Genomic DNA, 10,808 nt, shown 5'->3' on the forward strand with positions numbered 1-10,808 from the left:
GCCTTATCCGGGCTACCCGTCAGCTCCGGTTTGTAGCCCCGGTAAGCGCAGCGCCGCCGGGGATATGTTCCCGGATAGCGGCTGGCGCCTTATCCGGGCTACCCGTCAGCTCCGGTTTGTAGCCCCGGTAAGCGCAGCGCCACCGGGGAACAGGGATTACTGACTCAAATCCAGCTGATAAATGGCGAAGCCGATATCATCGGTGGCCACCTGACGCATCGGATACTGGGCTTTCTCTTTGATAAACGCCGCGGCTTTGTCGCCAGGCGAGGTCTCAAAACGGATATCCAGCGGCGTCTTACTGTGGATCGGCGCCAGACGCCAGTTGTTATCCGCCGCCGGATGGATCGCGCCATCCTTCTTCGATTGCGCGCCAATCCACGCCGCCAGCACTGAACGGTTTTCATCCGGTGAGGCGAAGGCGATATGGCTTTCGCCGGTGCCAGCGAATTTACCGCCGTACGCGCGATAGTTATTGGTGGCGACCAGGAAAGTGGCCTGCGGATCGACCGGTTTGCCGTTGAAGGTCAGGTGCTTAATACGCTCTGCCTGCGGATGGATCATCTGACATTCGCCGTCGTAGCGGGCCGGCTGAGTGACGTCGATCTGGTAGTTCACCCCGTCAATCACGTCGAAGTTATAGGTGCGGAAGCCGTCCCAGTTGATCAGCGACTGCGGCTTGCTGCTGGCGGGATCGATCTGGTTAAACTGCCCGGCGGAGCACTCCAGCCACTCCTTGACCTCCTTCCCGCTGACCTTCATCACCACCAGGGTGTTCGGGTAGAGATAGAGGTCGGCGGCGTTGCGGAAGGTAAGCTGGCCTTTTTCCACTTCCACGAAGCTCGCCGGATCGTTTTTACGCCCGCCGACTTTAAACGGCGCGGCAGCGGAGAGTACCGGTAGTTTCGCCAGATCCGGGTCGCCCTGAATGTAGTGTTCAACGTAGGCTTTCTGCGCCATGTTGACCACCTGCACCGTCGGGTCGTCCTGCACCAGCGCCAGATAGCTGTACATGTTGTCGGCGGACTTGCCGATCGGCTTACTGACGAACTCGCGAGTAGCGTCGTGATCGGCTTTCAGCACCGCCACCAGCTTACCGTCTTCGTCCGCCAGCGATTTCTTCGCCACCGCGTCGTAGATTGGCCGTGCTTCCGCTTTACTCTGAGTCACCTGCCATTTGCCGCTGTCGTTGTTCAGCACCAGATCGACCACCCCGAGATGATCGCCCCACATTCCCGGCATCACCGCCGGTACGCCGTTCAGCGTCCCTCTGGCGATATCCGCGCCTTTAATGTTGGCGAAGTCTTTGCCTGGGAATACCGCGTGGGCGTGGCCGAACATGATGGCGTCAACGCCGGGCACCTGGCTTAAGTAGTAGACTGAGTTCTCGGCCATCGCCTGATACGGGTCGGCGGAGAGGCCGGAGTGAGCGACCACTACCACCACATCAGCCCCTTTCGCCCGCATCTCCGGGATATATTTGCGCGCGGTTTCGGTAATGTCGTTGACCGTCACTTTGCCGCTAAGATTGGCTTTATCCCAGGTCATGATCTGCGGCGGCACAAAGCCGATATAGCCGATGCGCAGGGTGTGGGATTGACCTTCGCTGTCCTGAACCGGGGTATCCTTGATCAGGTACGGGGTGAACAGCGGTTTGCCGGTTTTGGCATCGATGATATTGGCGTTCACGTAGGGGAATTTCGCCCCGGCTAGCGCCTTGTGCAGGAAGTCGAGGCCGTAGTTGAATTCATGGTTGCCCAGGTTGCCGACGGCATAATTCAGGGTATTCATCGCCTTATACACCGGATGAACATCGCCCTCTTTCAGTCCCTTGGCGGCCATGTAGTCGCCCAGCGGGCTCCCCTGGATGACATCCCCGTTATCCACCAGTACGCTGTTTTTCGCTTCTGCCCGCGCCTGTTCAATCAGGGTGGCGGTACGCACCAGGCCGAATTTCTCCGTGGCGGCATCTTTGTAATAGTCAAAGTCCATCATATTGCTGTGCAGATCGGTGGTTTCCATGATCCGCAGGTCGACCGTTGCGGCGTTGACGCTGGCGGCGATCAGCGTGGCCAGGAGCGTTGCGCTAAACTTAATCATCAGAGGCGTCCTTTTTTATGAGCGATAGCACAGAAGAAAATGTATTTATATTCTGTTGCTTACAGAAATGTGAATCTTGCCAGAAAAGCGGGCAGAGAAACCGCCATCGTTATCACAGATAGCGGAACTTGCGGTGATGCGATATAAATAAAACAACAAGTTAACGCCACTGTAACCAGACGAGGTGGAGAATGTTAGAACAAGTATGTCAGCTTGCACGGAACGCGGGCGATGCCATCATGGAAGTTTACGATGGAAACCAGCCGATCAACGTCGCCAGCAAGAAAGATGATTCTCCGGTCACGGCGGCGGATCTCGCGGCGCATAAAGTCATTGTCAGCGGCCTGCAGGCGCTGGATGCCACCATTCCCATTCTGTCGGAAGAGGACCCGCCGGCCTGGGAAGTGCGCCAGCACTGGCAGCGCTACTGGCTGGTCGACCCGCTGGACGGCACCAAAGAATTTATTAAGCGTAACGGCGAGTTCACCGTTAATATCGCGCTGATTGAAAACGGCAAGCCGACGCTGGGCGTGGTCTATGCGCCGGTGATGAAGGTGATGTACAGCGCGGAGAAAGGCAAAGCCTGGAAAGAAGAGTGCGGCGTGCGCAAGCAGATCCAGGTCCGCGATGCCCGTCCACCGCTGGTGGTGATCAGCCGCTCCCATGGCAACGATCCGGAGCTGCAGGAGTACCTTGAGCAACTGGGCGAGCACCAGACCACTTCCATCGGCTCCTCGCTGAAGTTCTGCCTGGTGGCGGAAGGCCAGGCCCAGCTCTATCCGCGCTTCGGGCCGACCAGCACCTGGGACACCGCCGCCGGCCATGCCGTCGCGGTCGCCGCCGGGGCGCATGTTCACGACTGGCAGGGCAAAACCCTCGACTACACGCCGCGTGAATCCTTCCTCAATCCCGGCTTCCGGGTCTCTATTTATTAAGCAATTTATGCAGCAGGTCGATCACCTGCTGCACCTCTTGCTGAGTGAGCGCGCCGTCTTTGGCCCACTGGATGCGCCCGCTCTTATCCAGCACCACAATCGCCGAGCTCTTCTCGTCCAGCTGCCAGGCTTTTCGCACCAATCCATTGCTGTCGACGATAAATTGCGACCATGGGAAGAGCTTTTTATTGCTTTCGATACTGTTGCGCACAAACATACCGGTGCCCGGGATGGCATCGTCGGTATTGACGATGGTGGTGGTCTGATAGCGATCGTGCGGGAAGCCCGCCGCTTTAATCGCCTCGATCAGATTGGCATTTTTCTCTTTTGCTGACGAGCGTCCGGCGATGTGCTGGACGACGCGCACTTTTCCCGCCAGCTGCGAGCTATTCCAGTTTTTATAGCTAAACTTATCATTATCCAGAATTAATTCGCCCCGATCCGCGACGCCGACCGGCGCCACGCGCTGGCCATCGACAAAGTTATGCGCTGAGGCCAGCAGCGGCACGAGGAGTAACGAGGCGGCCAGTATGCTACGTAGGGTCATACGGTTTCCTTAATCATTTTTTGTGCAGGTGATCCGACCACTTGGTCTCGTTTAATCATAAGTGCGATTGGTGGTGATTACCCGCAATGAGGATGCCAGTTTGCGTGTTGACGCACAAATTAGTCGAAAAACGGCGACTTATACTTACTTCATCGTATGTCTGAAACGAAAATTCTGAATTATTGTCATCAAAGGGTAAATAAACTTATACATACTGGGTCCCTCTGAGATTCTGGACTATAGTTTTAGGGCATTAAAATTTGCGCTCCCGATACGTGGGCTAACTGTGGCACCACAGGAGCGTAACCCTGGCAGGAGAGAAGAATGAAAATTTTCCAACGCTACAATCCGCTGCAAGTGGCGAAGTACGTGAAGATCCTGTTTCGTGGACGGTTGTACATCAAGGACGTTGGCGCATTTGAATTTGATAAGGGCAAAATCCTTATCCCGAAGGTCAAGGACAAGCTGCATCTGTCAGTGATGTCCGAAGTCAATCGTCAGGTGTTGCGTCTGCAAACTGAGATGGCATAACCTGAAACGTAGCAGTACGTAGTAGGTAAAAGACGGCTCCCGATGGGAGCCGTTGATGTTTTTAGCCCTTCATTTCCGCATAGCGTTTGCGATATTCGCCCGGTGGAATACCGTTATGTTTACGAAACAAGCGGGTGAAATAGACCGGATCGCTGTAGCCTACCGATAAAGCAATTTTGTTAAGCGGGAGCGAGGTGCTCTGAATAAGCCACCTGGCGCGGTTGATGCGTTGCGTTTCCCGCCATGCATAAACCGTTTGCCCCAGTTCATTTTTGAAAAGGTGCGCCAGACGTGAAGGGGAGATAAATACCATCGCCGCCAGGGTCTCGATTTTTACCTCCTGCGCAATATGGGCGTTGAGGTAGTCGCAGACGGCGTTAATCCGTGGGTCGTGGGCGTGACGGTTGCTGATGGGCTGTCGCTGAAAACAGTGAAGGATCAATCTTTCCAGGGCGTTCATCGCCAGCGCTTCCGACAGCGGCGCGGATGCCGAGTGATGGCGTATCACTTCGTAGAACAGATCGCGCAGCTGCTGGAGCTGTTCGGGATCGTTAATGGTTGTTTTGCCGATACCGTGAGTAGTTTGGTCCCACTTTAGCCAGTCTATCCAGTAGGGGCGGGGGATAAAGTAGATCCACAGATGGTCCCAATACTCGCTGTGCTCGTCCCTGCCGTAGTGATGGGGCACCCCGGGAGGAAACAGCAGCAGATCGTTTTCCCGGCACAGAAGGAAGCCATCGCCCGCCTTCGCCCGCGCCTGGCCGCGCAGGGTCAGATTAATGATGTAACCTTTCATCCCCTGCGGGCGGTTAATGTAGTAGTCCAGCGTGGAGCCGCGGGTAATCGGCGTGAAGCCTGCGACGACCCAGGCATTGAAGGTAAAGGTCTTCATCAATGGCGAGAAATTGAGTAGCTCATTGATATCCAGTTCCATTCTCTCTCCCACCTGAGCGCCGCCGCGTCGTTAGCTTTCGATGATAGTAAATTCCCAGGCCCTGAGGCGCAACGGCTGGCCGACGTATATTGTCTCCCCGCTCAGCAGCGCGCTACCCGCGGTCTCGCTGACAAATTCCAGCGTCTCGCCGGAGTAATTGAACAGGAAGTGGATGGTTTTCCCGGCGCGATTACGCATTTTTTTGACCACTAATGGGAAGCGATAGGCGGAAGTGCGCGAGCGCAATGCGATATCGGCGGTTAGTACATCAAACAGCTGGCTAATCAATCCCTTCTGCGGCAGGAAGCCAACATACATCGCTCGTCCCCGGCCATAATCCGCTTCGGTGGCGGCGGCGTATTCGCCCCATGCCGGATGCTGATAGCGCAGCAAGGTGCGGGTCCCATCATCGGGCGTCAGCAATTCCATCCACAGCTCAGCCTGATTGTCATTGCGGCAATCAATCTCTGCACAGCAAGAGCTTACCGTCGTCCCTTCCGGCAGGGTGAACTGGCTGTAGCTGACGCCGCAGCTCTGCCGCAGGATCCCAGGCTGCGCGCTGCGGCGTACCTTGACGTTTTCATCGCTAAAGCCCGATTTAAAGCCGATAAGCGCTCTGCCGCCCTCGGCGATATAGTGATTGATCCGCGCCAGCAGGCCATCATCGGCAGCGTACAGGCCGGGAACGATCAGCACTCGGTAGCGCGAGGTTTCCTCGTTTACATCGTGGATGATGTCGAGGCTGATATTGTGGTCATACAGCGCATCGTGGAAGCGGCGAAAGATATCGTTATAAATGTTGCCCTCGGCATCGCCAGGACGGAAGTGATTGAGGGCGTCCATTGCCTCATTGCTTATCAGCAGCGCAACGTCGTTTTCGGCCTTCAGCTCCGCCAGCTGCGGCGACAGGCGGGCAAAGTCAGCCCCGATAGTGGTGGCCTCCTGCCAGGTCGGGTTACGCGAGAAGTCGTGGCTGAGCAGCCCCTTCCAGTAGGTTTCGAAGGCGTTATGAATCGAATGCCAGTGCCAGTAGGAGACCATGGCGGCGCCGGAGGCGATATGGCTGAACGCCTGCAGGCGCAGCTGGCCCGGGTAGGGAGTCCACTGGGCGAAGCCCTGCGCCTGGGTTTCCAGCACGAAGTAGTTCTGGCCCGGCTTAAGCGAGCGGGTGATGGCGCCGCCAAAGGCGATTTCCCGCCCGGTCAGGTGTGCCTGGCTCGGGTGATAGATATCGACGCCGGCGATATCCAGCGCCTGCGCCGCCGCAAAATGGTCGACCCGCGGCTGCACGCCGTAAGAGTAACCGCGCCATTCAAAATCGAAGTTGTGGGTGACGAACTGGTGCGGTTGGGCGTACTCGCGCACAATCTCCGCCTGCCAGGCCAGATACTCGGTGACCTGCTGGCGCTGATAGCGGGAGAAGGCGCAGGCGAGGCTGGCGTTGATGGTGTTTTCCACCGGCGGAAAATCCTGCCAGCGGTCAATGCGGTTGCTCCAGTAATCCAGACCGAAATCGTGATTCAGTTGTCGGAGGTCTGGATATTTCTCCTGCAGGCTGCGCACGAAGCCCTCCTGCATATAGCGGCCAATATTGTCGTAATGCTTGGTTTCGTTATCCAGTTGCCAGCCGATAATCGCCGGATGGTGTTGCACATGGGCCATCAGCGTGCGGATAATTTTTTCGGCATAGCGGCGAAAGGTCGGGTTGACGATATCCATGATCTGCCGCGGACCATATTTTTGCTGCCCCGCGACGGTGGTGACCAGAATATCGGGATGTTTCGCCGCCAGCCAGGCCGGGACCGCGTAGGTGGGCGTCCCGACGATGACCGCAATGCCGGCCTCATGCATCGCCTCGAGCACCCGGTCGATATGGTAGAAATTGTACTGGCCCTCTTCGGGCTCCAGTGTACTCCATGTGGACTCGGCGATACGCACCACGTTAATGCCGGTTTCGCGCATTAAGGCGATATCGCTGGCCAGCCGATCTTCCGGCATATATTCATCGTAATACGCCACGCCATAAAATAACTGAGACATGCAGACTACCTCCTGACATTAATTCGCGGGCACAGGTTGTGAAGAGAACACGCGTGCTTTATCCAGCGTGATAAACGAAATGAGCGTGAAGCACAGGGCGATACTACCGAGCACGATATAGCTGCTGGTAAAGCCCATGCTCTGGTACATATGGCCGATGCCGGTGGAGAGAAAAATAGAGCTAAAGCTTTTTGAAAACTGGAAGCCAATTAAGTAAACCGTCGCGGAAAGCAGGGGGTTAAAGTTAGCGGTAATATATTTAAGCGCCGCGACGAGTAACACCGAGCTTTCAAATCCATGGAGTAGTTTAATCATGCTGATGGATACCGGGCCAATAGCCCACGCGGAACCGATAATGCGCAAGCTCATAATCAGCCCGCAGTATAACAGCGCATTTTTCGGGCCGATTTTATTCACAAACCATGGCGCAAAGAACATCACGATGGCATCAAGGAAAATCTGACCCGTGGTTAAATAACCGAAGACTTCTGCACCCCGGGCTTTACTCTCAAAGAAATGGCTGTAGTAGATAGCGAACTGCTGGTCATAGGTTTCATAGACCGCCCCGACGCCAATGACATAGAGGGCGAAGAACCAGAATTTTTTAATTTTTAACAACGAGACGGCATCGCGGAGGGTAACCGGCGACGTTTTGCCGGACAGCAGCCCTTGCTTTTGATGGGTGCTGATCTGCATTTTCCAGACAATCGCCAGCAGACAGACGCCTGCGCCGCTGGCCAGCCAGAAAATCATGTTCTGATCGATGCCGTAGAGCTTTCCTGCCGCAAAGGTGCCGATCGCAGCGCCGATGCCGCCAAACATCCGCGCCCGACCAAATTCGAAGCCGGAGGCGCGGCTGACCTTATCGATGTAGGCTTCGCAAATCCCGCAGCCTGCGCCGTAGGCCATGCCAATATAGAGGCCGCCAGCCAGCGCGCCAAGGAACACATTTATTTTTAACAGAGGCGCGAAGACATAGATCCAGTATGGAGCGAATAAGGTGATAATGATCGCCAGCATCCACATCAGATTCTTACGATACACCAGCTTATCCGATATAAAACCGAATAATGGCTGAACGCAGACGGCCACAATGGCGGTGAAAGAATAAACCAGACCGACGTCCGTGTAGTTAATACCGATGGTTTCCGTTAACCACAGTGATAAATAGGGGTAGCAGCATCCCCAGCCTATAAAGAAAAACAGGAAAAACAGACAGCTGATAAAGTAATTTTTATTCGACGTTATCATGGTAACCCTCGCTTCCTTTATTCAGGAATATGATCGTGTAGACGCGAGCAACGTTACCTTTTTGCGCACGGGGGAGTCATAAACGTTTCGCTATCGAGCAGTAATAATCTGCTATCGGCAGAGGGGCGTGAGCCGCTTCACATTCGGGCAATAAAAAGGGCGGATGATCATCCGCCCTTAAGAGAGAGAAAGGATTACGCTCAGGCGTTCTGGCTTTCCGCCGCTTCCGCCTGCTTGGGCACCAGCACCGTGGGCTTGTTATCGATGCGGGTCACCAGCAACTGGTCGATACGGTAGTTATCGATATCCACGACCTCGAACTTATAGCCGGAGAACTTCACCGCGTCGGTGCGTTTGGGGATTTTACGCAGCATAAACATCATAAAGCCGCCGATGGTCTCGTAGTTCCCGGACTGCGGAAACTCGTCGATATCCAGCACGCGCATCACGTCATCAATCGGCGTACCGCCATCGATTAGCCACGAGTTTTCATCGCGGGCGACGATCTGCTCTTCCAGCCCCTGGCCGACGAGGTCGCCCATCAGAGTTGTCATCACGTCGTTAAGGGTGATGATCCCGACCACCAGCGCATATTCATTCATGATCACCGCAAAGTCTTCCCCGGCGGTTTTGAAGCTTTCCAGCGCTTCGGACAGGGTCAGGGTATCCGGGACGATCAACGTGTTGCGGATCTGTACGCCGCCGGTCAGCACCAGGCTCTGGTTCGCCAGCACGCGGTTCAGCAGATCTTTGGAATCGACGTAACCGATAATGTGGTCGATATCTTCATTACAGACGAGGAACTTCGAGTGCGGGTGTTCGGCCACTTTATTCTTCAGGCTCTGCTCGTCTTCATGCAAATCAAACCAAATGACGCTTTCACGCGGGGTCATGGAGGAAGGAACGGTGCGGGACTCCAGCTCGAACACGTTCTCAATCAGCTCATGCTCCTGCTTGCGCAGCACCCCGGCCAGCGCGCCGGCTTCGACCACGGCATAGATATCGTCGGAGGTGATATCGTCTTTCCGCACCATCGGCAGTTTGAAGATGCGGAAGATCATGTTGGCCATGCCGTTAAACAACCACACCAGCGGGCGGAAGACTAACAGGCAGAAGCGCATCGGGTTGATGATGCGCAGGGCCACGGTTTCGGGCGCAATCATACCGATGCGTTTCGGAGTCAGGTCAGCAAACAGGATGAACAAGCTGGTGACCAGGGTAAAAGAGATGATGAAGCTCAGTTGCTCGGAGAGCTCCGGTGACAAATACCCGCTGAGCAGGCTATGAAACGCCGGTGAGAAAGCCGCGTCGCCCACGATACCGCCAAGAATGGCGACGGCGTTGAGGCCAATCTGCACGACGGTAAAGAAGGTGCCCGGGTTCTCCTGCATCTTCAGCACCCGCTGTGCGTTGACGTTGCCTTCATCGGCCAGCAGTTTCAGTTTGATTTTACGTGAGGCGGCCAGTGAGATTTCCGATATCGAAAAAAACGCACTGACGGCTATCAGACAGAGTATTACTAAAATACTGTTTAACATATCTTTTCTGACCGTTGAGGTCAGATCCTCGGAAGGGAAGTTGATAACTTAAATGTGGAATACATAAAAAACCGGTCCGAAGGCGCTGGACCGGCTGTCACACTGGGTAGTATAGCGTAAGGGAATGTAAAGCCGCCAGAGCGTTCATTAACCGCCTCGCTGTTGAGGCGGAAATCAGAATTACGCCTGAGGCGGCAGGCAGACGCCAATGCCGCCAATGCCGCAATAGCCATGCGGGTTCTTATACAGATACTGCTGGTGATCGTCCTCGGCATAGTAGAACGGTTTGGCGGTGGCGATCTCGGTGGTGATGTGACGGGTATCGTGCGCGTCGTTCATCGCCGCCTGGAAGCGCGCGAGGCTGGCCTTTGCCGCTGCCGTCTGTTCCGGCGTCAACGGATAGATCGCCGAACGGTACTGGGTGCCGAGGTCGTTACCCTGTCGCATGCCCTGCGCGGGGTCGTGATTTTCCCAGAACACCTGCAATAACTGCTCATAGCTGATGACCTGTGGATCGTAGACAACGCGCACCGCTTCCGCGTGACCGGTCTGGCCGCTGCACACTTCGCGATAGGTCGGATTGGGCGTATAGCCGCCAGTGTAGCCGGCGGCGGTGCTGTAAACCCCCGGCAATTGCCAGAACAGACGTTCAACTCCCCAGAAGCAGCCCATGGCGAACAGTGCCACTTCCATCCCCGCCGGGACGTTGGTCATCGAGTGGCCGTTAACTGCGTGGAGCGTCGCCACTGGCATCGGGGTATTGCGTCCAGGCAGCGCATCCGCCTGGGCGACAAGATGCGTTTTATCAAATAGACTCACGGTGGGCCTCTCAATACAGAAATCGTCGTTAAGGTTGTAACGAAGCGTGTCTTTTAACACAATAAATACGCGTAATACGTCTAGATTAATACATAAGAATTATTTGGGTTATT

The 10,808-nt window shown here is 55.4% G+C and carries 9 protein-coding genes; 2 read left to right on the plus strand and 7 right to left on the minus strand.

All coding sequences use genetic code 11. The annotated features are described in order from the left end of the window. Positions 1-156 precede the first annotated feature (156 nt). Positions 157-2,100: a 2',3'-cyclic-nucleotide 2'-phosphodiesterase gene (gene cpdB, locus ABLU73_RS20290; protein ID WP_032456889.1), complete on the minus strand. Its 1,944-nt coding sequence runs from the start codon at positions 2,098-2,100 to the stop codon at positions 157-159. Between the two features lie 191 nt (positions 2,101-2,291). Here cpdB and cysQ point away from each other — a divergent pair, with 191 nt between their 5' ends. Beyond that, positions 2,292-3,035: a 3'(2'),5'-bisphosphate nucleotidase CysQ gene (gene cysQ, locus ABLU73_RS20295; RefSeq protein WP_004206477.1), complete on the plus strand. Its 744-nt coding sequence runs from the start codon at positions 2,292-2,294 to the stop codon at positions 3,033-3,035. Here the strand turns inward: cysQ and ABLU73_RS20300 are convergent. Beyond that, the gene (locus ABLU73_RS20300; RefSeq protein WP_004206478.1) at positions 3,025-3,582 is read right to left on the minus strand and encodes a YtfJ family protein; all 558 of its coding nucleotides are present in this window, start codon (positions 3,580-3,582) and stop codon (positions 3,025-3,027) included. The genes cysQ and ABLU73_RS20300 overlap by 11 nt on opposite strands. A gap of 324 nt (positions 3,583-3,906) precedes the next feature. On the opposite strand from ABLU73_RS20300, the gene ABLU73_RS20305 reads away from it, so the two are divergent. Then, positions 3,907-4,113 (plus strand): DUF1107 domain-containing protein, encoded by a 207-nt coding sequence (locus ABLU73_RS20305; RefSeq protein ID WP_002886707.1) that lies wholly within the window; start codon positions 3,907-3,909, stop codon positions 4,111-4,113. Between the two features lie 61 nt (positions 4,114-4,174). Here the strand turns inward: ABLU73_RS20305 and araC are convergent, their stop codons facing one another. From araC to msrA, 5 genes are all read right to left on the minus strand, one after another. After that, a complete protein-coding gene (gene araC, locus ABLU73_RS20310) occupies positions 4,175-5,047 on the minus strand; it encodes an arabinose operon transcriptional regulator AraC (RefSeq protein ID WP_004206480.1) in 873 nt (290 codons plus the stop codon). 30 nt (positions 5,048-5,077) lie between these two features. Next, positions 5,078-7,087, minus strand: a complete 2,010-nt coding sequence (locus tag ABLU73_RS20315) for a beta-galactosidase (RefSeq protein WP_017900584.1) — start codon at positions 7,085-7,087, stop codon at positions 5,078-5,080. Between the two features lie 18 nt (positions 7,088-7,105). After that, entirely contained in the window at positions 7,106-8,338 is a 1,233-nt protein-coding gene (locus tag ABLU73_RS20320) for an oligosaccharide MFS transporter (protein ID WP_264924173.1), read from the minus strand. A 200-nt stretch (positions 8,339-8,538) separates the two neighbouring features. Continuing rightward, positions 8,539-9,876: a hemolysin family protein gene (locus tag ABLU73_RS20325; protein ID WP_004206485.1), complete on the minus strand. Its 1,338-nt coding sequence runs from the start codon at positions 9,874-9,876 to the stop codon at positions 8,539-8,541. A 180-nt stretch (positions 9,877-10,056) separates the two neighbouring features. After that, a complete protein-coding gene (gene msrA, locus ABLU73_RS20330; protein WP_004206486.1) occupies positions 10,057-10,695 on the minus strand; it encodes a peptide-methionine (S)-S-oxide reductase MsrA in 639 nt (212 codons plus the stop codon). Positions 10,696-10,808: the final 113 nt, after the last annotated feature.

The sequence above is a fragment of the Klebsiella sp. GG_Kp175 genome, assembly GCF_040062325.1.
Lineage (GTDB): Bacteria > Pseudomonadota > Gammaproteobacteria > Enterobacterales > Enterobacteriaceae > Klebsiella > Klebsiella quasipneumoniae.